General features: G+C 73.3%; 24 protein-coding genes. 14 read left to right on the top strand and 10 right to left on the bottom strand.

The annotated features are described in order from the left end of the window. The first annotated feature begins 1 nt into the window (after position 1). Positions 2 to 3,124: a hypothetical protein gene (locus ABZ135_RS24890; protein WP_356698459.1), complete on the top strand. Its 3,123-nt coding sequence runs from the start codon at positions 2 to 4 to the stop codon at positions 3,122 to 3,124. Positions 3,125 to 3,156: 32 nt separating this feature from the next. Here the strand turns inward: ABZ135_RS24890 and ABZ135_RS24885 are convergent, their stop codons facing one another. After that, positions 3,157 to 5,025 (bottom strand): serine/threonine-protein kinase, encoded by a 1,869-nt coding sequence (locus tag ABZ135_RS24885; protein WP_356698458.1) that lies wholly within the window; start codon positions 5,023 to 5,025, stop codon positions 3,157 to 3,159. 231 nt (positions 5,026 to 5,256) lie between these two features. On the opposite strand from ABZ135_RS24885, the gene ABZ135_RS24880 reads away from it, so the two are divergent. Both ABZ135_RS24880 and ABZ135_RS24875 read left to right on the top strand, forming a co-directional pair. Beyond that, on the top strand, positions 5,257 to 6,210 hold the full coding sequence (locus tag ABZ135_RS24880; RefSeq protein WP_356698457.1) for an NADP-dependent oxidoreductase: 954 nt from the start codon (positions 5,257 to 5,259) through the stop codon (positions 6,208 to 6,210). Positions 6,211 to 6,414: 204 nt separating this feature from the next. Next, positions 6,415 to 7,305: a glycoside hydrolase family 19 protein gene (locus ABZ135_RS24875; protein ID WP_356698456.1), complete on the top strand. Its 891-nt coding sequence runs from the start codon at positions 6,415 to 6,417 to the stop codon at positions 7,303 to 7,305. A gap of 10 nt (positions 7,306 to 7,315) precedes the next feature. Here the strand turns inward: ABZ135_RS24875 and ABZ135_RS24870 are convergent, their stop codons facing one another. Continuing rightward, entirely contained in the window at positions 7,316 to 7,513 is a 198-nt protein-coding gene (locus tag ABZ135_RS24870) for a DUF397 domain-containing protein (RefSeq protein WP_356698455.1), read from the bottom strand. Then, a complete protein-coding gene (locus ABZ135_RS24865; RefSeq protein ID WP_356698454.1) occupies positions 7,510 to 8,346 on the bottom strand; it encodes a helix-turn-helix transcriptional regulator in 837 nt (278 codons plus the stop codon). The genes ABZ135_RS24870 and ABZ135_RS24865 overlap by 4 nt, the downstream gene beginning before the upstream one ends. A gap of 236 nt (positions 8,347 to 8,582) precedes the next feature. Between ABZ135_RS24865 and ABZ135_RS24860 the strand changes: the two genes are divergently transcribed. After that, positions 8,583 to 8,918 (top strand): hypothetical protein, encoded by a 336-nt coding sequence (locus ABZ135_RS24860; RefSeq protein WP_356698453.1) that lies wholly within the window; start codon positions 8,583 to 8,585, stop codon positions 8,916 to 8,918. Positions 8,919 to 8,924: 6 nt separating this feature from the next. Here the strand turns inward: ABZ135_RS24860 and ABZ135_RS24855 are convergent, their stop codons facing one another. From ABZ135_RS24855 to ABZ135_RS24845, 3 genes are all read right to left on the bottom strand, one after another. Next, entirely contained in the window at positions 8,925 to 9,788 is an 864-nt protein-coding gene (locus tag ABZ135_RS24855; RefSeq protein ID WP_356698452.1) for a glycosyltransferase family 8 protein, read from the bottom strand. Between the two features lie 132 nt (positions 9,789 to 9,920). Then, on the bottom strand, positions 9,921 to 10,379 hold the full coding sequence (locus ABZ135_RS24850; protein WP_356698451.1) for a MarR family transcriptional regulator: 459 nt from the start codon (positions 10,377 to 10,379) through the stop codon (positions 9,921 to 9,923). Between the two features lie 4 nt (positions 10,380 to 10,383). Continuing rightward, entirely contained in the window at positions 10,384 to 11,010 is a 627-nt protein-coding gene (locus tag ABZ135_RS24845; RefSeq protein ID WP_356698450.1) for a DJ-1/PfpI family protein, read from the bottom strand. A gap of 188 nt (positions 11,011 to 11,198) precedes the next feature. On the opposite strand from ABZ135_RS24845, the gene ABZ135_RS24840 reads away from it, so the two are divergent. The 3 genes from ABZ135_RS24840 to ABZ135_RS24830 all read left to right on the top strand — a co-directional run bounded on the left by ABZ135_RS24840 (position 11,199) and on the right by ABZ135_RS24830 (position 14,198). Beyond that, positions 11,199 to 12,560 (top strand): aspartate aminotransferase family protein, encoded by a 1,362-nt coding sequence (locus tag ABZ135_RS24840; protein ID WP_356698449.1) that lies wholly within the window; start codon positions 11,199 to 11,201, stop codon positions 12,558 to 12,560. A 101-nt stretch (positions 12,561 to 12,661) separates the two neighbouring features. After that, positions 12,662 to 13,408: a GntR family transcriptional regulator gene (locus ABZ135_RS24835; protein WP_356698448.1), complete on the top strand. Its 747-nt coding sequence runs from the start codon at positions 12,662 to 12,664 to the stop codon at positions 13,406 to 13,408. A gap of 136 nt (positions 13,409 to 13,544) precedes the next feature. Next, positions 13,545 to 14,198 carry a hypothetical protein gene (locus ABZ135_RS24830; RefSeq protein WP_356698447.1) on the top strand — a complete coding sequence of 218 codons (654 nt, stop codon included), beginning with the start codon at positions 13,545 to 13,547 and terminating at the stop codon, positions 14,196 to 14,198. Positions 14,199 to 14,237: 39 nt separating this feature from the next. Here ABZ135_RS24830 and ABZ135_RS24825 read toward each other — a convergent pair whose 3' ends face one another. Further along, a complete protein-coding gene (locus ABZ135_RS24825; RefSeq protein ID WP_356698446.1) occupies positions 14,238 to 15,002 on the bottom strand; it encodes an SLATT domain-containing protein in 765 nt (254 codons plus the stop codon). Positions 15,003 to 15,252: 250 nt separating this feature from the next. Here ABZ135_RS24825 and ABZ135_RS24820 point away from each other — a divergent pair, with 250 nt between their 5' ends. The 3 genes from ABZ135_RS24820 to ABZ135_RS24810 all read left to right on the top strand — a co-directional run bounded on the left by ABZ135_RS24820 (position 15,253) and on the right by ABZ135_RS24810 (position 16,989). Next, the gene (locus tag ABZ135_RS24820) at positions 15,253 to 15,588 is read left to right on the top strand and encodes a YbaB/EbfC family nucleoid-associated protein (protein ID WP_345492266.1); all 336 of its coding nucleotides are present in this window, start codon (positions 15,253 to 15,255) and stop codon (positions 15,586 to 15,588) included. Between the two features lie 88 nt (positions 15,589 to 15,676). Then, complete coding sequence (gene recR / locus ABZ135_RS24815; RefSeq protein ID WP_356698445.1) at positions 15,677 to 16,276, top strand: recombination mediator RecR; 600 nt, start codon at positions 15,677 to 15,679, stop codon at positions 16,274 to 16,276. A gap of 50 nt (positions 16,277 to 16,326) precedes the next feature. Next, positions 16,327 to 16,989: a DUF5063 domain-containing protein gene (locus ABZ135_RS24810; RefSeq protein WP_356698444.1), complete on the top strand. Its 663-nt coding sequence runs from the start codon at positions 16,327 to 16,329 to the stop codon at positions 16,987 to 16,989. Positions 16,990 to 17,034: 45 nt separating this feature from the next. Here the strand turns inward: ABZ135_RS24810 and ABZ135_RS24805 are convergent, their stop codons facing one another. The 3 genes from ABZ135_RS24805 to ABZ135_RS24795 form a co-directional block, all read right to left on the bottom strand. After that, entirely contained in the window at positions 17,035 to 17,805 is a 771-nt protein-coding gene (locus ABZ135_RS24805; RefSeq protein ID WP_356698443.1) for an amino acid ABC transporter ATP-binding protein, read from the bottom strand. Beyond that, positions 17,802 to 18,623, bottom strand: coding sequence for an amino acid ABC transporter permease (locus ABZ135_RS24800; RefSeq protein WP_356698516.1), 822 nt, complete (start codon positions 18,621 to 18,623; stop codon positions 17,802 to 17,804). Before ABZ135_RS24800 ends, ABZ135_RS24805 begins: the two co-directional genes overlap by 4 nt. Positions 18,624 to 18,706: 83 nt before the next feature. Beyond that, positions 18,707 to 19,618, bottom strand: coding sequence for an ABC transporter substrate-binding protein (locus tag ABZ135_RS24795; RefSeq protein ID WP_356698442.1), 912 nt, complete (start codon positions 19,616 to 19,618; stop codon positions 18,707 to 18,709). Positions 19,619 to 19,901: 283 nt separating this feature from the next. Here ABZ135_RS24795 and ABZ135_RS24790 point away from each other — a divergent pair, with 283 nt between their 5' ends. The 4 genes from ABZ135_RS24790 (at position 19,902) to ABZ135_RS24775 (ending at position 24,819) form a co-directional block, all read left to right on the top strand. Further along, on the top strand, positions 19,902 to 21,173 hold the full coding sequence (locus tag ABZ135_RS24790; RefSeq protein WP_356698441.1) for an aspartate kinase: 1,272 nt from the start codon (positions 19,902 to 19,904) through the stop codon (positions 21,171 to 21,173). 54 nt (positions 21,174 to 21,227) lie between these two features. Beyond that, positions 21,228 to 22,346, top strand: coding sequence for an aspartate-semialdehyde dehydrogenase (locus ABZ135_RS24785; protein WP_356698440.1), 1,119 nt, complete (start codon positions 21,228 to 21,230; stop codon positions 22,344 to 22,346). A 263-nt stretch (positions 22,347 to 22,609) separates the two neighbouring features. Continuing rightward, the gene (locus tag ABZ135_RS24780) at positions 22,610 to 23,284 is read left to right on the top strand and encodes a SigE family RNA polymerase sigma factor (protein WP_356698439.1); all 675 of its coding nucleotides are present in this window, start codon (positions 22,610 to 22,612) and stop codon (positions 23,282 to 23,284) included. 197 nt (positions 23,285 to 23,481) lie between these two features. Then, on the top strand, positions 23,482 to 24,819 hold the full coding sequence (locus ABZ135_RS24775) for a hypothetical protein (RefSeq protein WP_356698438.1): 1,338 nt from the start codon (positions 23,482 to 23,484) through the stop codon (positions 24,817 to 24,819). Positions 24,820 to 25,061 lie beyond the last annotated feature (242 nt).

Here is a 25,061-nt window from a genome sequence, read left to right as displayed (position 1 = left end):
GATGCCCACCGCACCCCTTCCCCAGAGCACGGACGAGCTGTACCAGGCGCTCCAGGAGAACGACGAGCGCCCCTACGGCCGCGCCCGCACCGTCACCGCCGAGGAACTCGTCGACGCCGCCGAGCAGTTCGAGCAGCCCGTCCCGCTCGTCCACGCGCTCCTCGCCCTCCAGGAGGCGTACACCTACGGCTCCGAGCCCCGGAAGTCGCCCGTCGTCTTCGCCCGCCTGCTCACCCTCTTCGACGAGCAGCCCGACGTCTTCGACGAGCGGCTGCGCCACCAGTTGTTCTGGCGGTTCAAGTGGGTGGCGAGCGCGCTCCTCGCCCTGCCCGAGGTCCCGCTGACCAGCCTGCGCCAGTGGCTGACGGAGATGCGCGACCGGTACGAGAAGGCCGGACTCGGCCTCCAGCCCTACTACGCCCAGGCGTACGTCCTCGCCGCCCACGTCGGCGAGGACACCACGGTCCCCTACGAGCTGTGGGCGGCCCGCACCCGCACCCGGCTGAGCGACTGCGAGGCGTGCGAGACCTGCCGGCGCGCCCGCCACCACCTCGCGGCGGGCGACGACGAGCGGGCCCTGCGCACCTGGGCGCCCGTCCTCGCCGGCCAGGAGTCCTGCAAGGAGGAGCCCGCCCGCTCCGTCTCGTACGCGCTGCTGCCGCTGCTGCGCACGGGCCGCGTCGACGAGGCCCGCGAGGCGCACCTCGCCGGCTACCGCGCCTGCCGCCGCAACCCCTCGATGTCCGGGGAGGTCGGCCGGCACCTGGAGTTCTGCGCCCTGACCGGCAACGAGGCCCGCGGCCTGGAGCTGCTCGCCGAGAACCGCGGCCTGTTCGACGAGGTCGACTCGCCGCTGGACCAGCTCACCTTCCTCACCGGCGTGGAGGTGCTCCTCCAGCGCGTCGAGCTCCTCGGCCACGGCGACCTGCCCGCCGCCGGGTTCGCGGGCCGCGCCTGGACGGTGGCCGGCCTGCGCGCCGAGGTGCGCCGCCGCGCCGACGACCTCGCCGCCCGCTTCGACGCCCGCAACGGCACCACGGCCCTCGCCGACCGCCGTGCGGCCCGCCTGGACCGCGCCCCGATCCTGGACGCGCTGGAACTCACCCTGCGCCCCCGGCGCCTCGACGAGGTGGCCCCGGCCGCCCCCGCCGCCCCGGTCACGGCGCCCCCGTCCCGTACGGCCGCCGCCGTCCCCGAGTCGCTGCCCGAACTCATCATCCGCGCACGGGACCTGGAGGAGCAGGGCCACCCGGAGGCGCAGGCGTGCTGGGCGCGCCTGCGCACCCTCGTCGCCGCGCGCGACTACGCCCACCCCGACGACCCGGCCGTCGGCCCGCTCGTACGGCTGCGCGCCGACCTGCTGGACGACGAGGCCGGCGAGGCCGCGGGGAAGGAGGAGTACGCGGATGCCTTCGCCCTCCACGAGGAGGCGGCGGGCCTGTACGACGACGCCGGCCTGCCGGGCCACGCGGCGCTCGCCCGCGCCTGCGCCCTGCTGGCCGCCGTCGAGCTCCCGGGCGAGGCGGGAGAGGCCCGGGAGGCCGGCGAGGCCGCTGAGACCGGAGAGACGGCAGAGGGACGAGAGGGCGCGGACGGGACCGGAGACGGCGCGGACGGGACCGGAGCCGGCGCGGACGGGACCGGAGCCGGCGCGGACGGGACGGGAGACGGCGCGGACGGCACCGGAGACGGCGCGCGCGGGCCCGAGGACGCCAAGGTCGCCGCCCTGACCGCCGCCCACGCGGCCCTCGTCCGCCTCCACGAGGAGACCCCCGGCCTCGCCCCGTACCAGCAGGCCCGCCTGCTCCGGCTGCGGGTGACCGCGCTCGCCCTGCGCCTGCAGACCTCGCGCCGCGAGGAGCACATCGCGCCGGTCTTCGCCGAGGTCGACCTGATGCACGCCTTCGCCACCCGGCACGACCTCACCGGGCAGATCTCCAGCGCCCTGCGGATGCGCGCCAGCGCGTACGCCCTCTCCGGCGACCTGCCCGCCGCGGTCACCGAGCTCGACGCCCTCCTCGACCGGCTGAAGGCCCACGGCCCCGCCTGGCACCTGCCCCACGCGCTGGGCCTGCGGGGCAGGCTCCGGCTCGGCCTGCGGGACGCGCAGGCCGCGTACGCGGATCTGGCCGAGGGCCTGCGCCTGGCCGCCGACTGGCCGGCCGACACCATGGACACCGGCCGCCTCCACGGCGATCTGGCCGAGGCGTGCATGCACCTGGGCCGCCCCGAGGAGGCGCTGCGGCACCTGACGCGCTCGGCGGAGGCGGACCTGCGCCACGGCAGCCGTACGGACGCGTTCTGCGCCTACAGCAACGCGGCCCAGCTCAGCCTGGACCTCGGCCGCGTCGAGGACTGCATCGCCCTGCTCGACTCCCTGCTGGCCGAACCGGACGTCGCCGCCGGAGAGCTCGACGACCGGCTCGTCGCCCAACTGCGCCTGATCCGCGCCCGCGCGCTGCACGCCGGCGACGACCTCAAGGCCGCCACGGCGGAGTTCGTCGCCCTCGCCGCCGAGTCGGCCGGCTGGGACGACGACCCGGGCAGCCACGCCATGATCGCCGCGGAGACGGCCGTACTCCTCGGGGAGTCCGGCGACTTCGACCGGGCCCGCGAGGCCGCCGACCAGGCGATCGCCGCCCACGCCCGCTCCCCGCGCTACGAGCAGCTCAGCGGCTGCCTGCGCGAACTCGCCCGCCTCCAGGCCCAGCAGCAGGGCTCCGACGGCCTGCCGTCCGCCCTCGCCTTCCTCACCGACGCCGGCACGGTCGCCGACGAGGCCCGCGCCGCCGGGTACGAGGCCCACGGCCGCTCCCTGGACACCGCCCTGGCCTACGAGTACGGGCGGGTGAACGCCCACGCCGGCGCGTACGAGGACGCCCTGGCCGCGCTGGAGAAGGCCCTCGCCCTGCTCGGCGAGCCGGGACCGGAGGACCCCGACCGCGCCGGCGAGTGGGCCGAGTGCGTCCGCCTCGCGGCCGCCGTGGAGGGCATCTACCTGGAACGCCCCACCGCCGCCCTCACCCGCCTCGACGCGGCGGTCTCCCGCCTGACCGCCCTGGGCCGCACCGAGGAGACCGAGCCGCTGACCGCGCTCGCGGCCCGGCTGCGCGACGAGGGCTGACCCCGCGGGCGGGGAGCCCGGCGAGACCCCGACTAGTCGCGCACGTACTCGCCCGGCTCCCCGTCCGCCGACATCCCGTAGAGGTGGAGCAGCTCCTTGCCCTGGTAGCGGACGATGCGGAAGTTGCCGGAGCCGTTCTCGACGCAGTCCGGGTCCCAGACGTCCGGGTCGCGGGTCTCCGGGCCGATGACGAGGAGGGAGCCGGCGCCGGCGACGACGGCCGTGGTGGCGCAGGTGATGTCCTCGGACGTCGGGTTGCCCTCGTTGTCGGTGCGCGGATAGGACTGCTCGAAGCGCACCAGGGGCGCGCCGACCGGGCCCTGGTTGATGGTGACCCGGTAGACGTAGCGGTCGACCATGTCCGGCGGGATCGCGTGCAGCGGGGTCTGCTTCCAGGAGCCGACGAGGGCGGCGGGGACGACGTCCGCGCCGGCCTTGACCCGCTGGAAGGTGCTCTTGGCGACGCCGGAGGTCCACTCGACGACATCGGTGGACCGCAGCCGGAGCGTCTGCCGGGCGGCCGGGGTGCAGCGCTGGGCAGGGACGCTCTCGGTGATCTCGGCCTCGCCGAGGACGAGTTCGCTGTCGGTGGCGGACAGCAGCACCGCCCGGCCGATGCACAGCCGCTCGCCGGTGACATGGGTGTAGACGGCCGTCCTGGCGCCCGCGGGGCCCTGGGAGATCTCGATCCGGCTGGTCTCGTACGGGTTGTTCGCCGTGCCCCGCAGGACGCCCTCCCAGGCGCCGAGGAAGGCGTTCGGGACGATCCCGGGAGCCGGCCGGGCCGAGGCCGAGCCGGTGGTGCCGCGCCCCTTGCCCTCCTGCCCGTCGGCACCGCCGCCGGAGCCGCCGGACCAGCCGGGCCACCCGACGTACGCGAAACCGGCCGCCGCGGCCACGGCGAGGGCCGTGACGACGGCCACCAGGCCCGTGCGGCGGCGGCGCGGGCCGGTCTCGGGGGTCTGCGGCAGGGGCGGCGCCGGGGTGGGGTCGCCGGCCTCGTCGGGTGCGCCGTTCTCGGCCTCCAGGAGCCGGGCGGCATGGCGGCCGAGCCGGGCGAGGACGTCGGCGGGCAGCCAGGGGTCGGTGACCTGGAGGGTGTCGACCAGCTCGGTGGCCGAGGGGCGCGCCGCCGGGTCCTTGGCGAGGCAGGCCCGGATGAGACCGGCCAGTTCGGGGGCGAGCCCGGTCAGGTCGGGCTCGTCGTGGGCGATGCGGAACATCGTCGCGTGGACGCCGCTGTCGGACCCGCCGAACGGGGAACGGCCGGTCGCCGCGTACGCCAGGACCGAACCCAGGCAGAAGATGTCCGAGGCGGGCGTCAGCTTCTCGCCGCGCACCTGTTCGGGGGACATGAAGCCGGGCGAGCCGACGACCGCGCCGGTGCTGGTGAGGCCGCCGTCGGTGACGGTGTCGACGGCGCGGGCGATGCCGAAGTCGATGATCTGCGGGCCGTCGACGGTCAGCAGCACGTTGGACGGCTTCAGGTCGCGGTGGACCAGGCCGGAGGCGTGGATGTGGGTGAGCGCGCGGGCGAGGCCGGCGGCGAGGGTGCGGACGCTGGCGGGCGGCAGCGGCCCGTACTCGTCGTTGACCACCGTGCGCAGCGAGGGGCCGGGGACGTATCCGACGGCGACCCAGGGGAGTTCGGCGTCGGTGTCCGCGCCGAGCACGGGCGCGGTGCCGGTGCCGCCGACCCGTTCCAGTGCGGACACCTCGCGGGCGAAGCGGCGCCGGAACTCGTCCTGGGCGGCCAGCTCCGGGTGCACGACCTTCACGGCGACGGCACGGCCGCCCGCCGACCGGGCCAGATACACCCGGCCCATGCCGCCCACGCCGAGCCGGCCGAGCAGCCGGAACGGTCCGATGGTGACCGGGTCTTCCGCGTTCAAGGGATCCACGTCGAAAGAGGATGCCAGACGCGCTTCCCGGGGGGATCGGCCGTCCGGCGCCCGGCCGCCGGCCGGCGGCTCGTCCCTCGCCGCGGATCCGCCGGCCCCGGGGGGCGGAGCAGGGCAGACGGCCGTGGGTGGCACACCGCCACCTGGAGTGCGGGCTGCCGTCATCTGTTGCCGGGGGTGGCGGGCCTGGGTGTAATGGCGACGAGGGGGCTGCCGCAGGAGGAGAACCCCATGCGTGTCGTCGAAGTGACCGCCTACGGCGGACCCGAGGTGCTGAGGATGGCCCGCCGCCCCGAGCCCGAGGCCGGGGAGGCCCCGGGCAAGGTCCGGGTGAGGCTGAACGCGGCCGGTGTGACCGTCGCGGACCTCCGCATCCGGGCTGGCCTCTACGTCCACGAGACCGGTGATCTCCGGCCCCCCTTCGTCCTGGGCACGGACTTCGCGGGCAAGCTCCTCGATCCCGCCCCCGGCCCCGAGGGCAGCCTTCCGGCCGGCACCCGGGTGGCGGGCTTCATCCCCTGGCTCCGGGAGCTGACCGGCCACGGCACCTACGCCGAGGTCGTCCAGGTCGACCCGGAATGGCTGGCACCGGTCCCGGACGACGTCGACTTCACGGCGGCCGCCTCCGTCCCCCTCGCCGCCGTCACCGCCCGCCAGGCCCTGGACCGGCTCCTGCTGACCCCCGGGGCGACGCTGCTCGTCACCGGCGCCAGCGGTGTCGTCGGCCGCTTCGCGGTCCAGATGGCGGCGACGGCCGGCCTGGAGGTGGTGGCCGTCGGCTACGAGGGCGACGAGAGCGAGCTGAAGGTCCTGGGCGCGAAGCACTGCGTCACCCGCGGCGAACCGGCCGACGTGCTCAGGCAGCTCCTCGACCACGTCCCGGACCGGGTGGACGGCGTCTTCGACGGCGCCCTGGTCGGCCCGCCGATGCTCGCCGCGGTCAAGGACGGCGGCGTCTTCGCCGCCCTCGCCCCCGACCGCGCCCCGCACCCGGAGCGGGACATCCGCGTGGAGACCGTCCTCGCCGAGCCCGACCCCCGCGCGCTGACGACCATCCTCCGGCAGGTCGCGGACCGCGAGCTCATCACCCGGGTGGCCGACGTCATGCCCCTGGAAGAGGTCGCCGAGGCCCACCGCCGCGCGGAGGCGGGCCGCCGGCCGGGCCGGATCGTCCTGCTGATCTGACCCGGCACCCACGCACCGGGCGCTTCGCCGCCCGCTCCGGCTCGTACGGCCGGTGCGGGCGGCTTCTTCATGGCCCCTGTGTTCCGCGTCGGCGCTGAGTGGAAAAGTGCGGCCGCGTGCGGACCGGTTCGGTCCGGTCCAGACCATTGACAGGTTCAGACCAATCGCGCTTCGCTGGCCTTCCCCCACCGGAAGGACGAGCGCATGCTGCGACGTCTGCTCACTGTCCTCGCCGCGATCTGTACGGTCGTCGGCCTCGCCGTACTCCTCCCCGCCGCCCAGGCCGGCGCGGCCCCCGCGTGTGTCGCCGCCTGGAACTCCTCCAGCGTCTACACCGGCGGCATGACCGCCTCGTACAACGGCCGCAACTGGTACGCCAAGTGGTGGACCCAGAACGAGCGTCCCGGCTCCGCCGACGTCTGGCGCGACGAGGGCGCCTGCGGCGGCGGTGGCACCACTCCGCCGCCCACCCCGTCCGGATTCGTCGTCTCCGAGGCCCAGTTCAACCAGATGTTCCCGAGCCGGAACCCGTTCTACACGTACGCCGGCCTCACCGCCGCCCTCGGCGCGTACCCGGGCTTCGCCACCACCGGCAGCGACACCGTGAAGAAGCAGGAGGCCGCCGCCTTCCTCGCCAACGTCCACCACGAGACCGGCGGCCTGGTCCACGTCGTCGAGCAGAACACCGCCAACTACCCGCACTACTGCGACGCCACCCAGCCCTACGGCTGCCCCGCCGGCCAGGCCGCGTACTACGGCCGCGGCCCCATCCAGCTCTCCTGGAACTTCAACTACAAGGCGGCCGGCGACGCCCTCGGCATCAACCTGCTGAGCGACCCCTACCGCGTCGAGCGCGAGCCGGCCGTCGCCTGGAAGACCGGCCTCTGGTACTGGAACACCCAGAACGGCCCCGGCACCATGACCGCCCACCACGCCATGGTCAACGGCGCCGGCTTCGGCGAGACCATCCGCTCCATCAACGGCGCCCTGGAATGCAACGGCGGCAGCCCGGCCCAGGTGCAGAGCCGGGTCACCAAGTACCAGCAGTTCACCCAGATCCTGGGCGTCCCGACCGGTTCCAACCTCTACTGCTAGGCCGGGCCGGTCAGCCCTGCCAGGCGACGAACGAGGACCACGCGGACGGCTCGACGGCGAACGTCGGGCCGTCCTGCACCTTGGAGTCACGGACGTGGACGGCGTCGCTGCCGTGCGAGGACCGGTGCCGGTCGAAGGCGACCTCGACGCAGTTGCCGCCACCGCTGTCGCTGTAGCTGGACTTGAACCAGTGCAGGGTGTCGCTCATCTCTGTACTCCCGCCAACCGTTCGATGAGGCCCAGCGACTCGCGCGGGTCCAGGGCCTGTGCCCGGATCTTCGCATACCGCTGCATGTGCGTCCGCACCTTAACTCGGTCGGTGACCAGCAGACTCTCGCCCTGGATCTCCAGGAACGTCACCAGGCCGTCGTCCGGGGTCTCGACCACGTTCAAGTCACCCCGGTCACCCGCGTACTCACCGCCCAAAGCGGCGCTCAGAGGGAGCACTTGCAGGTTCACGTTCCTCCGCCGCGCGCACTCTGCCAAGTGCCGCAACTGCTCACGCATGATCTCTTCGCTTCCGATCGGACGCAGGAGAACGGACTCGTCGAGTACGAGTTCGATCTCGCATGTCGGCCTCCGGTCGAACAGGGCCTTCCGTGCCATCCGGGCAGTCACCAGCTCCTCGACCCGCTCCGGCGTCGGCTCGGGATAGCCGCCCGCGATGAGCGCTCGCGCGTACTCCTCCGTCTGGAAGAGGCCGTGTACGACGTGGTTCGCGTACAACCACAGCGCCACCGCCTTCTGCTCGATCGGGGCGTACCTCCGGAACTGCTCCGGCAACCTCTCCAGCCGCACGAGCTCTCGCAGCTCCTCGAACACCCCCGTCCCGTCTCCCAGCACCTCCTCCAGCTTCACCAGCATCTCGTCGCTCACCGGCTGCGCCAGCGTCTCCATCGCGCTCACCGCCGCGCCGCTGTACCCCATGCGCGCCCCCAACTGCTCCTGCGTCAGTCCTGCGCGCTGGCGCATTCGCTTGGCCAGCACCGCGGCCATGCGTGCCGCCGGGCCCGCCGTTTCCTTGTTTTCCGATCGCGCCATTCGCGTCCCCATTCGGTCTCGACCGATCTCAACCGGTCTCAACTGCTCCCCGCCGAATTCGACTGCCTGCAAGGCGCGTTGGCGCAGGTCAACGGGTTGCCGACGCGCCCTCGCAGTCGTGGAAAACGCTAGCGTCGGCGCGGGAACATGTCCCTGTGAATGCCTCGAAATCTGAGCGGGATTCGGTCCCGTGTGATTGGATTCCCCATTCCGGTTTCCAGCTCCGCAAGGCCGGTGTGCAATTCGACGCCATCCGCGTCGACGGGGACGACGGGCGCCGCCTCGCCGAGTGGATGGCGGTCCTCACCGGAGGGGAGCCCGGGCCGGTCGTCGTGGAGGAGAACGGGCGGCGCGGGGTCTACTTCCTCCTTCCGCCCGGTACGACGGCGCACCGGTCGTGGCCGCGTGGGGTGACGCGGTTCAACGCCGGGCCCGCCCATGTGAGTTACGTGCCGGTGCCCGCGCTGACGGGCAGGACCTGGCCGCTCGCCTGGCGCTTCCCCCCGACCGCCCCGGACCGCTTCGTCCACCCGCTGCTGCTGCGCAGTGCCGTGAGGGAGCTGCTGCCTTGACGGTCGTCAGGCCGGGAGCTGCCGCGCCCAGGCCGTCCGGCGCAGGTACGTCGTGTAGGCGGCCTGGCAGTGGGGGGCCCAGGTGACGTCGGTGAGCCAGGGTTTGTCGGGGCCGAGGAAGTGGATGATCCTGGGGGCGGCGTCGTGGCGGGGGCCGAGGAGTTCCTCGTCGACCGGGCAGTTCCATTCCGGCGGGAGCTCGGTCCACGCGCCGCCGCTCACGGCGTTGAGCGCTTCCTGGTCGGCGAAGCGCATGTCCGGGTGGCTCCGCGCGTAGTGCAGGGCGCGTTCGCGGATGCGTGCGGTCCGCCAGCGGTCGAGGTCGATGACCATGACGCCGGCGTTGAAGTACTTGGTGCGCGCCGGGAGTCCGAGCTCGCGGTAGTCCGGCACGCCCAGCTCCGAGGAGACGTACGGGATGCCCTTGTCCTGCGCGACGGCGAACGGTTTCCCGCCGAGGCCGATCCGCCACAGCGGGGACAGGTCGCGGAGCACCAGGATGTCGGCGTCGAGGTAGATCAGGCGCCGGTAGGCGGCGGGGAGGAGCTCGGGGAGGAACCAGCGGCCGTAGACGTTGCGGTTGAGGTGGAGCACGAACGCGTGGTCCGAGAGCGGGAGTCCGTCGAGGTTCTCGCGGGGGAGCGGGACGAAGCGGACCCGCGTGCCCGGCGGCCAGGAGGCGAGGACGCGGGCGCGGGTGGGCGCGGTGATGCCGAGGTCGAGGACCACGATCTCCAGGGGCGCGGCGCCGGCGTAGTGGTCGATGAGCGAGCGCCCCGCGACGGCCATCGGCAGCGCGTACGCCTCGTCCACCGCGAAGCCCACGCAGGTCCGCTCGTACCGTGCCGTGGCGCCGTCGTCGCCTGCCATCCGGTCTCCCCCGCGGTGTCCGTACGGTCGTAGGACAGACGGGCAGACTAGGCGCCAACCGTCCCTCCGACAGCGACGGAACCGGCCAAGCTTTGGCCAAAGCCCCTCGCCGGCGGCCGGCTCGAGGAGGGGTCAGTCCTCCTCGCCCGCCTCCAGCGCCTCCATCGCCTTCGAGAGCCGTTCCAGGACCCGTACGGTCTCGTCGAACGCCTCCTGGCCGCCGAGCTCCCGCGTGAGGCGGGCGGCCAGTTCCGCGTGGCCCGGGTCGATCCGCCGGATCGCGGCGAGCCCGGCCTCCGTCGGGGCGAGGAGCTTGGCGCGGCGGTGGGCCGGGTTCGGCTCGTAGGCGGCCAGGCCGTCCCGTACGAGCAGGTCGGCGACGCGCTGGACGCTCTGGCGGGTGATGCCCATGGCGCGGGCGATCCCGGCGACCGGCAGCGGCGCGCGCAGCACCGCCCCGAGGACCTGCCACCGCGCGGCGGTCAGGCCGGCCGGTCCGGCGAGGCGCTCGGAGGCGGCCAGGAACTGGCCGTTGAGCCGGAAGACGCCCAGCGCGGTCCGGGACAGGGCCTCCTGCTGCTCGCGGCTCACGCGGTCAGTCCTCGTCCGCGTTCAGCTCGGCGAAGGCCGCCGGGTCGGAGTGGTGGAAGAGCCGGTACCAGGCGTCCCGCTTGCCCTCGTACGCGCCGAGGCGGGCGAAGATCTCGCGGGCGAAGGCGACCGGCTCGGTCGGGCCGGCGGTGATCAGGTCCCCGTCCCGGACGGCGTCCGCCTCCACGTACCGCTCGCCGCCCCGGTAGCCGGTGGCGGCCAGGTAGAAGGAGGCGGCGCTGGTGTGCGGGCGGTCGTCGAGCAGGCCCTCCTTGGCGAGCCCGGCGGTGGCGCCGCAGATCGCGGCGACGGGCACGCCGGCGTCGAGGAAGGCGCGGGCCTTGGCGGTGAAGGGGGCGAGCTCGTCGCCCTCGTCGTACTTCTCGGCGCCGGGGAGGATCAGCAGCGCGCTGTCCTCGGGGTCGAGCTCGGCGAGGGAGAGGTCCGGGACGATCCGCATGCCGGCGATCGTCGTCACGGGCTCCCCGGCGACCGGGCCCACGGTCCGGACCGTGTAGCCGGCGCGGGCGAGCCAGGCGGTGGCGTGGCCCGTCTCCCAGTCGGCGAGCGTGTCGTAGACGGCGAGATGGACGGTGGTGCGGGCGTCGGTCGTGCGGGCGGTGCTGGTCATGGCGGCCTCCCTGGCTCCGTGGGACGAATCCCTGTGACAGCAGGCTGTCATTTCGACAGCATGCTGTCAATGTCCGCTGTCCATGGTTCTCGGGATCCGGCGGGGGAGTCAACGTGTCGGGTCCGCCCCCGTCTCGGTGGACAAGATGGTCATGGCCCCTCCCACCTGCGCATACCTACGCTCGACGCATGACCCCTCATGTCGAACCCGACCCCCAGGCCGGTGCGGCCGTCAAAGCCGCCGACCGCGCGCACGTCTTCCACTCCTGGTCCGCCCAGGGCCTGATCGACCCGCTCGCCGTCGCCGGCGCCGAGGGTTCGTACTTCTGGGACTACGACGGGAACCGCTACCTCGACTTCACCAGCGGCCTCGTCTACACCAACATCGGCTACCAGCACCCCACCGTCGTCGCCGCCATCCAGGAGCAGGCCGGGAAGCTCGCGACCTTCGCGCCCGCCTTCGCCGTGGACGTCCGCTCCGAGGCCGCACGCCTCATCGCCGAGCGCACCCCCGGCGACCTGAACAAGATCTTCTTCACCAACGGCGGCGCCGAGGCCGTCGAGAACGCCGTCCGCATGGCCCGGCTGCACACGGGCCGTCCCAAGCTGCTCTCCGCCTACCGCTCGTACCACGGCGCCACCTCCACCGCGATCAACCTGACCGGCGACCCGCGCCGCTGGGCCTCCGACACCGCCTCCGCCGGCGTCGTGCACTTCTGGGCGCCGTTCCTCTACCGCTCGCCCTTCTACGCCACCACCGAGGCGGAGGAGTGCGCCCGCGCCCTCCAGCACCTCGAGGACACCCTCGCCTTCGAGGGCCCGCAGACCGTCGCCGCGATCATCCTGGAGACGGTCCCGGGCACCGCCGGCATCATGACCCCGCCGCCCGGCTACCTCGCCGGCGTGCGCGAGATCTGCGACAGGTACGGCATCGTCCTCATCCTCGACGAGGTCATGGCCGGCTTCGGCCGCACCGGAAAGTGGTTCGCCGCCGAGCACTTCGACGTCGTGCCCGACCTGCTGACCTTCGCCAAGGGCGTCAACTCCGGTTACGTGCCGCTCGGCGGCGTCGCCATCAGCGAGGAGATCGCCGCCACCTTCGACAAGCGGCCCTACCCGGGCGGCCTGACCTACTCCGGTCACCCGCTGGCCTGCGCCGCCGCCGTCGCCACCATCCAGGTGATGGAGGACGAGAAGGTCGTCGAGCACGCCGCCCGCATCGGCGAGACCGTCCTCGGGCCCGGCCTGCGCGAGCTCGCCGAGCGCCACCCCTCCGTCGGCGAGGTGCGCGGACTCGGCGTCTTCTGGGCGCTCGACCTGGTCAGGAACAAGGAGACCCGCGAGCCGCTCGTCCCGTACAACGCGGCCGGCGAGGCCAACGCGCCGATGGCCGCCTTCGCCGCCGAGGCCAAGAAGAACGGCCTGTGGCCCTTCGTGAACATGAACCGCACCCACGCCGTCCCCGCCTGCAACATCAGCGAGGCGGAGGCCAAGGAGGGCCTCGCCGCCCTCGACGCGGCGCTGACCGTGGCGGACCGGCACACGGTCTGACGCCCGCCGTCACCACCCTCCCCGCACGGCGGGTGACGTGATCGGCCCCCTCCGTGGTCTCGACTAGGGTGTCCGGGAACCGGACGGAGGGGGCCGCACACATGCCCGCGAGCGGAGCTGTCACCCGCAACACCCTGCGGCGGCAGATCGCGGACGCGCTCCGTGACGAGGTCCTCGCAGGGCGTCTCCAGCCCGGCGAGGAGTTCACCGTCAAGCAGATCGCCGAGCAGTACGGGGTGTCGGCGACCCCCGTCCGCGAGGCCCTCGTCGACCTCTGCGCCCAAGGACTCCTCGACTCCGACCAGCACCGCGGCTTCCGCGTCCACCAGTTCTCGGTCGACGACTACCGCGGCATGGTGGAGGCCCGCATGCTCGTCGTCGACGGCATCTTCCGCCGCCACGCCCCGCGCACCACGCCGCCGCCCCGGCAGGCCCCGCCGGGCGCCGATCCCGCCCAGCCCGCCCCTCCCGCCGACCCCGACGTCTCCGTGGGGGTCGCGCTGGTGTCGATACGGCGCCGGGGCGAGGCGGCCGCCCGCGCGGCCCGCGCCGGTGACCTGGACGTCCTCATCGGCTACGACATCCGCTACTGGCGCGAGCTCGGCCGGCTGGTCTCCGCCAACGACTACATCGCCGACTTCCTGCACCGGCTGCGCGTCCAGGCATGGGTGTTCTCCGTGCCCTACCTGCGCTCCGACCGCGAGCTGCTCGGCTGGCTGTGGAGCGGCCACGTCGACCTGGTGGACGCGATCACGCGCGGCGACGCGGAGGGGGCCGTCGCGGTCGTACGGGAGTACAACACGCGGTCCCTGGAATGGGCGGACCGGCTGGACGCCCGCGCGGGTTGAGGCGGCCCTTCCGGGGGCAGTCCCCCCGTACGACACGGCCGGACTACGCTGGCCGTCCCCACGAACGATCCCGCACAGGGATCCCGCGAAGGACCCGCGCGGCCGACCCGCGCAACTGACGGAGAGCGAGCGTCCCTTGGCCTGTGACCTGTGGCTGGTCCCCCTCGTCGACGTGCTGTGCCACAGCCCCGACAACCCCTTCGCCGAAGAGATCGCCTCCTACGACCACGCCCTGACCGCGGCCGGTCTGCCCACCGTGCCCGTCTACGCGTACATGCCGGGGCTCTCCGGGGACGTCGCCCCCGTCGCCGGCTTCGACTACGAGGCCCTGCACTTCCTGCGCCGCGCCTACCTGCTCCAGATGTGCGGCCTGCCGGTGGAGCCGGTCGGCGAGCTCGGCGGGGACTACGAGCAGCTCCTGGAGATGTTCGAGGCGACCGCCCAGCAGTCCCACCTGGTGTGGCACTACGACCACGCCGGTGCCTACGTGCCGGTCGACTTCCCGGTGCCGCTGTCCAACGACCGGCTCCTGGAGGGCGGCGGTCCGCTCGGCTCCTCGCACGGACTGCTGCGCGAGCTGGAGTTCGTGGCGCCCGCGATCGGCATCGACCCGGCCAACCCGCCCGCCGCACCGCGGCCCCCCGACCGGCCCACCGCCCTGGAGGAGCCCGCCGCCCCGGTCCCGTACCAGGACGACAGTCCCTTCGCCCGTGAGCGCCACGTGTGGCTCGGCCTGCACGCGGCGGCGACCCGGAGCCTCGGCCAGGGCTCCATGATCATCCTGAGCTAGCCGTAGCCGTAGCCGTAGCCGGCCGGCCCTGGCCGGCCGTCAGCGCGGCTCCGGCGGGCGCTGGCGCGGCATGTTGGGCCGGGTGCCCGGCGGCAGCGGGAACCGGCCCGAGGGGTGGCTGGGCTCCGGCCGGGCCGGAGCCGTGCCGACCGACTGCAGGGCCAGCGGCGCGGGGCCCGAGCGGAACTCGACCATCCAGTCCGCGGTCTCCGCCCGTACGAGCTCGGTCACGTCCTCCGAGAAGCGGCGCAGCACGCCCAGACAGCGTTCGGCGGCCTCGCTCGCCGTGCCCTCCGTGGGGCCGAGGACCTCGCGCACGCTCTCCGACGCCCAGTCGAACTGGAGCGCCTGCAGTCGCCGCTGGACCGCCTGCGCGGTGGCCATGTCCCTGATCCAGCCGGAGGTCAGACCGAAGTAGCGGTCGCAGGCCAGGCAGGCGGCGCCGAGGAGCAGGGAGAGATAGCCCCAGCCGGCCGTCCCCTCGGCGGCCCCGGTGAGGTCCAGGAGCGGCAGGGCGGCGCCGGCGATCACGCCGAGGGCCGTGCCGACGCGCAGCGCGCGGGCGCAGCGGCGCTTCCGGACCCGGTCGGAGAGATACCACTCGGCGGTGCGCAGGGCGTTCGACTCGACCCAGCGGTAGAGCTCGTCGAGGCGTTCGGCGGGCTCGCCCCAGTCGCCGAGCGGGAAGGGCGACCCGGTCAGATCGCGGTGGGCGGCCGGACGTCCGGGCTTCCCCGGGCCGCCGGGCGTCCCCGGGCCTTCGGGGTTCCCCGGCTGCGGCTGCATGTCCGGCTGCTGGCTCACCGGGGAACTCCTCTGTTCAGCTCAGCGCTCGTGTCCTTCTGGGACGTGCGGTGCACGTGGTGCCTGCCCTTCCTACCGCCGAATGGTGGGCTGTGGGCCCGGAATCCCGGGATTTCCGCCCGCAAGAGGGTGTTGATCAGGTAGAGGAGCACGCAGTTTCTCACTCGAAAGAGTTGTGTCGGCACCCCGGTCCGTGAGCACGTAGGCTCGGTTCACCGAGACCCCGAGACGTCGAACGTTTGGAGTGACCGTGATCCCCGGTGGTGGCCAGCCCAACATGCAGCAGCTCCTCCAGCAGGCCCAGAAGATGCAGCAGGACCTCGCCCGCGCCCAGGAGGAGCTCGCGGCGACCGAGGTCGAGGGTCAGGCGGGCGGCGGTCTGGTCAAGGCGACCGTGACCGGCTCGGGCGAGCTGCGCGGCCTGGTGATCGACCCCAAGGCGGTCGACCCGGAGGACACCGAGACGCTCGCCGATCTGATCCTGGCGGCGGTCCAGGCCGCCAACGACAACGCGCAGCAGCTCCAGCAGGCCAAGCTGGGCCCGCTGGCGCAGGGCCTCGGCGGCATGCCGGGCCTGGGCTTCTGACCCGTACGCCGTCTTCTGACCCGTACGGCTTCTGCGGCCGGTTTCCAGCCATTACCGTAAGAATCAAGCACTCCCGAAGGGCGTTCCGTTGTACGAAGGCGTGGTTCAGGACCTCATCGACGAACTGGGCAGGCTGCCCGGCGTCGGTCCCAAGAGCGCCCAGCGGATCGCCTTCCACGTCCTCCAGGCCGAGCCGACCGATGTGCGGCGGCTCGCCCAGGCGCTCCTGGAGGTCAAGGAGAAGGTCAGGTTCTGCGCGGTCTGCGGCAACGTGGCGCAGCAGGAGCAGTGCAACATCTGCCGCGACCCGCGCCGGGACCAGACCGTCATCTGTGTGGTCGAGGAGCCGAAGGACGTCGTGGCGATCGAGCGGACCCGGGAGTTCCGCGGGCGCTACCACGTGCTCGGCGGCGCGATCAGTCCCATCGAGGGCGTCGGCCCGGACGACCTGCGCATCCGCGAGCTCCTCGCGCGCCTCGCGGACGGCACGGTCACGGAGCTGATCCTGGCCACCGACCCCAACCTGGAGGGCGAGGCCACCGCGACGTACCTGGCGCGGATGATCAAGCCCATGGGGCTGAGGGTGACCCGTCTGGCCAGCGGTCTGCCGGTCGGCGGTGACCTGGAATACGCCGACGAGGTCACCCTGGGGCGTGCCTTCGAGGGGCGGCGGCTGCTAGATGTATGACGACGACCGGGTCCGTGCGCGCGACGGCGCACTCGCAGGGAGGCTCCTCGATGTCTGATCCCACACTGCACTCCATCACGCAGGACCCGGACGACTTCGCCGTCCAGGTCGCGGACTCGATCGAGAGCTTCATCGTCGCCACGACCGAGGTCGCCAGGGGCGACGAGCCGGGCAGCGCCGTGCCCTTCCTGCTCCTGGAGCTCTCCCAGCTCCTGCTGGCGGGCGGGCGGCTCGGCGCGCACGAGGACTTCGTCCCGGAGGAGCAGTACGAGACGGACACCGGGCCCGACATGGACGTGGACGAGCTGCGCGAGCGGTTCGCGGCGCTCCTGGAGCCGGTGGACGTCTTCTCGGAGGTCTTCGACCCGTACGAGCCGCGCAAGGCGCCGGTCCCGGCCCGGATCTCCGACAACCTCGCCGACGTCATCACGGACCTGCGGCACGGCCTCGCGCACTACCGGGCGGGCCGGACCAGCGAGGCGCTGTGGTGGTGGCAGTTCTCGTACTTCTCCAACTGGGGGCCGACCGCCTCCGCCACCCTGCGGGCCCTGCAGTCCCTGATCGCCCACATCCGCCTCGACCAGCCGCTCGCCGAGCTCGACGGTCTGGACACGGACGAGGACCTCGCGGAGGAGGACCTCGCGGAGGAGGCGGGGCGCGTGATGGTCCAGGAGATCGCGGGACCGCTGGGGCTCGTGCGCCGCAAGGTCTAGCTCCGGCCGGGTCCGGGCCGGTCCGGGCCCGGGGCCGACGCGCCCCTACAGCCGGCCCGCCTGCACGATGCGGCTGAGGAACTGCCGCGTGCGCTCGTGGGCGGGCGCGCCGAAGACGTCGGCGGAGGTGCCGCGCTCCAGGATCACGCCGTTCTCCAGGAAGCAGACCTGGTCGGCGACCTCCCGGGCGAAGCCCATCTCGTGGGTGGCGATGACCATCGTCATGCCCTCCTCCTTGAGGTCCCGCACCACGTTCAGGACCTCGCCGACGAGCTCCGGGTCGAGGGCCGCCGTCACCTCGTCGAGCAGCAGCAGCCGCGGCCGGTTCGCGAGGGCGCGCGCGATGGCCACGCGCTGCTGCTGGCCGCCGCTGAGCCGGTCCGGGTACTCGCCGGCCTTGCCCGCGAGCCCGAGCCGGTCGAGCAGCTCGCGGGCCCGCTCCTCGGCCTCCCGGCGCTCGGTCCGGTGGACGCGGCGCGGGGCGAGCGTGATGTTGTCGAGCACGCTCATGTGCGGGAACAGGTTGTACGCCTGGAAGACGACGCCGATCCGGCGCCGTACGGCATCGGGGTCCGTGCGCGGGTCGGTGATCTCCTCGCCGTCCAGGAAGATCGCGCCGTCGTCGATCTCCTCCAGGAGGTTCGAGCAGCGCAGCAGCGTCGACTTGCCGGAGCCGGAGGCGCCGATGAGCACGGTGACGGTGTGCTGCGGGACCTCCAGGTCGACGTCCCGCAGGACGACGGTGGCGCCCGCACCGGAGCCGTACGTCTTGCGGACCGATTCCAGCCGGAGGACGGGGGCGGGGTTCTCCCTCATACGGTGCCTCCCTGCGACTGGCGCCGGTTCATGCGCGCCGTCACCCAGTCGGTGAACCGGGTCATGGGGATGGTGAGCACGACGAACACCAGGCCCGCGACGACGTACGGCGTGTAGTTGAAGGTCTTGCTGGACAGGATCTGCGCCGCGTAGACGGCGTCGACCGCGCCCGCGATGGAGACCAGGCCGGTGTCCTTCTGGAGCGATACCAGGTCGTTGAGGAGCGGCGGCACCACGCGCCGTACGGCCTGCGGCAGCACCACGAAGCGCATGGTCTGCGCGCTGGACAGGCCGAGCGAGCGGGCGGCGGCCCGCTGGCTGGGGTGGACGCTCTCGATGCCGGCCCGGAACACCTCGGCCATGTACGCCGAGTAGGTCAGCGACAGCGCGATGCCGCCGAGCACGACCGGGTCGGTGGGGACGCCCTGGAGGCGCAGCGCGGGCAGGCCGAAGATCACCGCGAGCAGGCAGATGATGAGCGGCAGGCCGCGGAAGAAGTCGACGTACGCGGTGGCCAGGGCGCGCAGCGGGAAGAGCGCCGGGCCGCGCAGGGTGCGGGCGACGGCGAGGAGCAGCCCGAGGACGAGGGTGACGGCGCCGCAGACGAGCAGCAGGCGGAGGTTGAGCCACAGGCCGTCGAGGACCAGGGGGAGCGCCTGGCGCGCGTACTCCCCGTCGAAGAAGGTCTCCTTGGTGCGCGGCCAGCCGGGCGAGCCCGTGACGACGACGTAGAGGACGGCCAGGGTGACGGCGGTGCTGAGCGCGGCGACGGCCGTCGCGCGGCGGGTGCGGGAGCGCTTGTAGCGCTCCCGGGCGATCCGCCGCGCGGACGGCCGGTAGGCGGCGTCGGCGGATTCGGCGGCGTCGTCCCCGCCGGGCGTGGCCTCCTTGGCGAGGGTCGTCACTTCAGCACCGGCGCGCCCGCCGCGTCGGACAGCCACTGCTTCTCGATGGCGGCGAGGGTGCCGTCCGCGCGCAGGGCGTCCACGGCCTGGGAGACGCAGGAGGTCAGGGCGGAGCCCTTGTCGAGGACGAGGCCGAACTGCTCCTTGGCGCCGGCGCCGGGCGTGGTCGCGAACTGGCCGACGACCTTGGCCTCGGGCACCTCGGCGCCGGTGATGTAGAACGCGGTGGGCAGGTCCACGACGATCGCGTCGACCTGGCCGTTCTTGAGGGCGGCCTTGGCGAGGTCGTTCTTCTGGAAGACGGAGGGCCGCTGCCGCGGCTTGATCTGCTCGTCGATCACGTCGAGGCTGGTCGTGCCGACCTGGGCGCCGAGCTTGGCGCCCTTGAGCTCGGCGAGGGTGGTCGCCTTGGCGGCCGGGGAGTCCTTGAGCGCGATGACGGCCTGGCGGACGTCGTAGTAGCCGGTGGACAGATCCACGGCCTTGCGGCGGTCCTCGTTGATGGAGACCTGGTTGATGTCGAAGTCGAAGGTCTTCTCGCCGGGCGCGAAGGCGTTGTTGAAGGCGACCTTCTGCCAGACGACGTCCTCCTTCGCGAAGCCGAGCTTCCGGGCGACCGCGTACGCGACGGCGGACTCGTAGCCCTTGCCGTTGGCCGGGTCGTCGTCCTGGAACCAGGGCGCGTAGGCGGGCGTGTCGGTGCCGACGGTCAGCTTCCCCTTCGCCTTGGTGGCGAGCGTGTCCGCGGCGCAGGACGCGGGCGTGCCGGCGGCCGTGGCGGATCCGGACGCGGCCCCGGACGGGCCGGAGCCGCCGCCGTTCTCGGGCTGCGGCGCGCAGCCGGACACGGCGAGGGCGACGAGCGCGGAGGCCGCGGCGAGGGCGGCGAGGGGAGACGGATGACGCATGGCGGGAGATTCGCACCCGGGGCGGGAAGGTGTCCAGGTCACGCGCATGTGGTCTCGTATGGCGGACGTTTGTGAAGGGCGTGTTGCCGGGCCTCCGCCGCTGGTCGGCGGGGGTGCGGGGCTCGGGCAGACGCGGGTCGCCGGCTCGCTCCCGTATCCGCTCGCATCCGGTCTTTGAGCGGCGAATCTCACGATGCGATATCACGGTGGCGTTTTCCGGTCCCTCGTTAGACTGAACCGACCGCAGTGCCGACTGTGGCGAAGGACTGAGCGAGGAGCGCACGTGGGCCTTGTCGTGCAGAAGTACGGAGGCTCCTCCGTTGCCGATGCCGAAGGCATCAAGCGCGTCGCCAAGCGGATCGTGGACGCCAAGAAGAACGGCCACCAGGTGGTCGTCGTGGTTTCCGCGATGGGCGACACGACGGACGAGTTGATCGATCTCGCCGAGCAGGTATCCCCGATCCCTGCCGGGCGTGAATTCGACATGCTGCTGACCGCGGGAGAGCGGATCGCCATGGCCCTGCTGGCCATGGCGATCAAAAACCTGGGCCACGAGGCCCAGTCGTTCACGGGCAGCCAGGCGGGAGTCATCACCGACTCGGTCCACAACAAAGCGCGCATCATCGATGTCACGCCGGGCCGCATCCGCACCGCGCTCGACGAGGGCAACATCGCCATCGTCGCCGGCTTCCAGGGCGTGTCCCAGGACAAGAAGGACATCACCACGCTGGGCCGCGGCGGCTCCGACACGACCGCCGTCGCCCTGGCCGCCGCGCTCGACGCCGAGGTCTGCGAGATCTACACGGACGTCGACGGCGTCTTCACCGCCGACCCGCGCGTGGTGAAGAAGGCGAAGAAGATCGACTGGATCTCCTTCGAGGACATGCTGGAGCTCGCCGCCTCCGGCTCCAAGGTGCTGCTGCACCGGTGCGTCGAGTACGCACGCCGCTACAACATCCCGATCCACGTCCGCTCCTCCTTCTCGGGGCTGCAGGGCACGTGGGTCAGCAACGAACCGACAGGGGACTCCAAGGTGGAGCAGGCCATCATCTCCGGTGTCGCCCACGACACCTCCGAGGCGAAGATCACCGTCGTCGGCGTGCCGGACAAGCCGGGCGAGGCCGCGGCGATCTTCCGGGCCGTCGCGGACGCCGAGATCAACATCGACATGATCGTGCAGAACGTGTCGGCGGCCTCCACCGGTCTGACGGACATCTCCTTCACCCTCCCCAAGGCCGAGGGCCACAAGGCCATCGACGCCCTGGAGAAGGCGAAGGGCGCGATCGGCTTCGACTCGCTGCGCTACGACGACCAGATCGGCAAGATCTCGCTCGTCGGCGCCGGCATGAAGACCAACCCGGGCGTCACCGCGGACTTCTTCCGCGCGCTGTCCGACGCGGGCGTCAACATCGAGCTGATCTCCACCTCCGAGATCCGCATCTCGGTGGTCACCCGCGCCGACGACGTCAACGAGGCGGTGCGCGCCGTCCACACCGCCTTCGGTCTGGACAGCGACTCCGACGAGGCCGTCGTCTACGGCGGCACCGGCCGCTGACCTCGTGGCCGCATCCTCGTGGCCGCATCCTCGTGGTGACCTCGTGGTGACATCTTGACGAGCCGCGGGCCGACGCTCGCGGTCGTGGGAGCGACCGGGGCCGTCGGCGCGGTGCTGCTCCAGACGCTCACGCACCACGCGGACGTCTGGGGCGAGATCCGTCTGCTCGCCTCCCCCCGCTCGGCCGGCCGCAAGCTGGCCGTACGGGGGGAGGAGTGCGAGGTCCTCGCCCTGGACGAGGAGGCCCTGGAGGGCGTCGACCTGGCCCTCTTCCTCGTGCCCGAGGCCGTGGCGGCGCGCTGGGCGCCGATCGCGGCCGCCAAGGGCGCGGTGGTCGTGGACACCTCGGCGGCGTTCCGGGCCGACCCGGACGTGCCGCTGGTCGTGCCCGAGATCAATCCGCACGCCGTACGGCTCCGGCCGAGCGGCATCCTCGCGAGCCCCGGCTGCTCCACGCTGACGCTGATCGTCGCCGTGGGCGCCCTGCACGCCGAGTTCGGGCTCACCGAGCTCGTCGTCACCGCCCAGCAGGCCGCCAGCGCCGCCGGAGGCCCGGGCACGGAGGCCCTGCGGCGGCAGTTGGCCCTGGTCGCCGGCGGCGAGCACGGCGTCCTCGGCACCCTCGGCACCCACCCCGGAGACGTGCGGCGGGCGGTCGGCGACGACACCGGCCCCTTCCCCGGCCCGCTCGCCCTCAACGTGCTGCCCTGGTCGGGCGCTCCCGGGGCGGACGGCTGGTCCTCGGAGGAGCTGGGCATCCGCGAGGAGACCCGCAAGATCCTGGACCTGCCGGGGCTGCGGGTCGCGGCCACCTGTGTCCGGGTGCCCGTCCTGACCGGGCACTCGGTCTCCGTGCACGCCCGCTTCGAGCGGCCGCTCACCGTGGCCCGCGCCCACGAGATCCTGGCGACCTCGCCCGGCGTGGTGCTCTACGACGATCCCGGCACGGGCGACTTCCCGACGCCGGCGGACGTGGCGGGCACCGACCCGACGTGGGTGGGGCGCGTGCGGCGGTCGATGGACGACGAGCGGGCCCTGGAGTTCTTCGTGTGCGCGGACAACCTGCGCAAGGGCGCCGCGCTGAACGCCGTACAGATCGCCGAGGCGGTGGTGGCCGCGATTCCGCCCGCGGGTGTCCGGAAATCGGCATCGCCTCACCGGCCGGCTTTGTAGGCTCTGTGAAGGCCCTGTGAGCAAATCGGCGTCGAATGCCTCTTGATCAGGTCAGATGTCCTGGACGACGATGCTCTTCCCTCCCTCTGCAACCAGTGGTCGGGCGGGAGCGTCTTCGCGTGCACCCAGGAGCAGGCGACGCGGAGCACGCCGCACAACCGGGGCATCGGGGGAGAACGGGTACGCATGAGGGCAAACCACGCACCGTCGAAAACGGTGGCGTACGCGTACAACCCTGACGGGGGGAAGCGTGTCCAACAGGCGTGGCAGAGGTACTCGACATCGCGGCGGTCATCCCGTTGCACGGCACCGCGGTGCGACCGCTCAGGCGGCCGCGCCCGGTCAGTGGCATGCCGGTGATCGCGCCCATGCCCCTCAGGACCCGACCGGCCGCCGTGAGCGGCATCCCGGCGCCGCGCGACGGCGCTGACGGCACGATGGCTGCCGGCACCACCGTCGACCACCTCACCGAGACCTACCGCGCCCACTACCGCTCGCTGCTCGGACTCGCCGCGCTGCTCCTCGACGACACGGCCTCCTGCGAGGACGTCGTGCAGGAGGCGTTCATCCGCGTCCACTCGGCGCGCAACCGCGTGCGCGACCCCGAGAAGACCCTGGCCTACCTGCGGCAGACCGTCGTCAACCTCTCGCGCTCCGCCCTGCGCCGGCGCATCCTCGGCCTCAAGCTGCTCTCCAAGCCCATGCCCGACATGGCCAGTGCCGAAGAGGGCGCCTACGACCAACTGGAGCGGGACGCGCTGATCAAGGCCATGCGCGGGCTCCAGCGACGCCAGCGCGAGGTGCTGGTGCTGCGCTACTTCGCGGACATGACCGAGGCGCAGGTCGCCGAGACCCTCGGGATCTCGCTCGGTTCCGTCAAGGCGTACGGCTCCCGCGGCATCGCGGCACTCCGCATCGCCATGGAGGCCACCTCATGAGCGGGCCACTGGGCGGTCACGAAAGACCCGCCGAACGGGACGGGCAGGACCGCCGGCACGAGGGGCCTGCCGTGGGCGGTGCGCGCGACGGGCACGACGGGCACGAGGGGCCTGGCGTGGGCGGTGCGCGCGACGGGCACGAGGGGCGCGAGGGGCCTGGCGTGGGCGGTGCGCGCGACGGGCACGAGGGGCCTGGCGTGGGCGGTGCGCGCGACGGGCACGAGGGGCTCGTGGTGCAGGATGGGGCTGCGGTGCGCGGTGTGCACGGCGTGCGCGAGGGGCGTGAGGGGCCGCCGGCCGCGCGCGGTGCGTACGCCGCGCAGGACGGGCCCGACGCGCACGACGGCGCTGCCGCGCGCGACGCGTACGCGGTGAACGACGGGACCGGCGAGCGCTCCGCGCACGAGGGGCCTGCCGCGCGCGACGCGCGGAACGAGCACGGCCGGGGCGATCGGCGCGACCAGCGCGATCGGCACGGCGACGACCTGGACGACCTGAGTGGACGCGGGATGGTGAACGAAGCGCCGGAGAACGGCACGCCGGACGAGCTGGCGCTGCGGCGGCTGCTCCAGGGCGCGGTGGCCGGTCTCGAGCCCTCCGAGGGCGCGCTCGACCACCTCCGCCGCGCCGTGCCCGCCCGCCGGGCCCGCAAGCGGCAGGCGGTGGTCGGCATGGCGGCCGCGATCGTCCTCGTCGGCACGGCCGTCCCGGCCCTGGTGCACGTCGCCTCGTCCGGCGGGATCTCCGCCGACCAGCCGGTCAACGCCGGCCACGGCGAGCAGGCCCAGGGCGGCACGGGCACCGAGACCGGCATCGAGGGCGGCCGGCAGAGCGCCACCCCGCCGTCCGGCACGGCCGAGCCCCGCGAGGGCGAGGCCGAGGGGGCCGGCAGGCCGACCGCCTCCGCCGAGGGCCCCGACGGCGGTGACGGGGGCAGCACGGCTCCGTCCGGCTCGCTGGACGCCCGGCCGGTCTGCGCGGCCGACCAGCTCGCCGTCAGCGCCGTGCAGACGGGCGCGCCCGACGCCACGGGCAAGGTCTACGGCACCTTCCGCATCGCCAACGTCTCCGGACGCGAGTGTCTCGTCGGCGGCGACGGCCTGGTCGGCTTCGAGGCGCGCGGTGCGGCCGACCAGTCGAAGATCACGGTCGTCGAGCACGCCGCCGGCGACGCGGCGAGCGGTCTGCCCGACCCCTCGCAGGAATCGTCCTCGCTGCTGCTCACCCCGGACAACGCGTACGAGGTGCGCTTCGCCTGGGTCCCCAGCGAGACCTGCCCCACGACGGGCCCCGACCCGACGCCGACCCCGACCCCGACACCGGACGGCGGCTCGCCGTCCAGCGGCGGCGCCACCGGCTCGACCGGCACCAGCCCGGACGGCGTGTCCCCCCAGCTCGCGAGCGAGGGCACCCCGGCGGACGGCAGCGTCGAGGTGACCCACACCGCCGACCCGGGCGGCCCGGTGGCGACGGCGACCATCCCGCGCGCCTGCGCGGGCACGATCTACCGGACCGGGGTCCTGGACGCCTCCTGACGGGACCCTGGACGCCGGCCGGGAAACCCGAGCCGGCCGGAACGAGGCCAGCCGGAAACCTGAGGCCGGCCTGCCGGGAGATCCGAGGCCCCGGGCCCCTCGGCCCTAGGGGGTGTCTCGCCGATCATGCCGGGCTCGCGACGCCTGGCACCGCGCCTCGCCGCGTTGTCGTCGGTCGCCGATGCTCCGCATGGACTCCCTCCTCCGCCTTGCGATCCACGGCACCAGACGCCGCTCCCTGA

The sequence above is a fragment of the Streptomyces sp. NPDC006339 genome (genome assembly GCF_040612775.1).
Classification (GTDB): Bacteria; Actinomycetota; Actinomycetes; order Streptomycetales; family Streptomycetaceae; genus Streptomyces.
The sequence above is the reverse complement of the archived record's forward strand: the minus strand, read 5'-3'. Positions and strand labels throughout refer to the sequence as shown.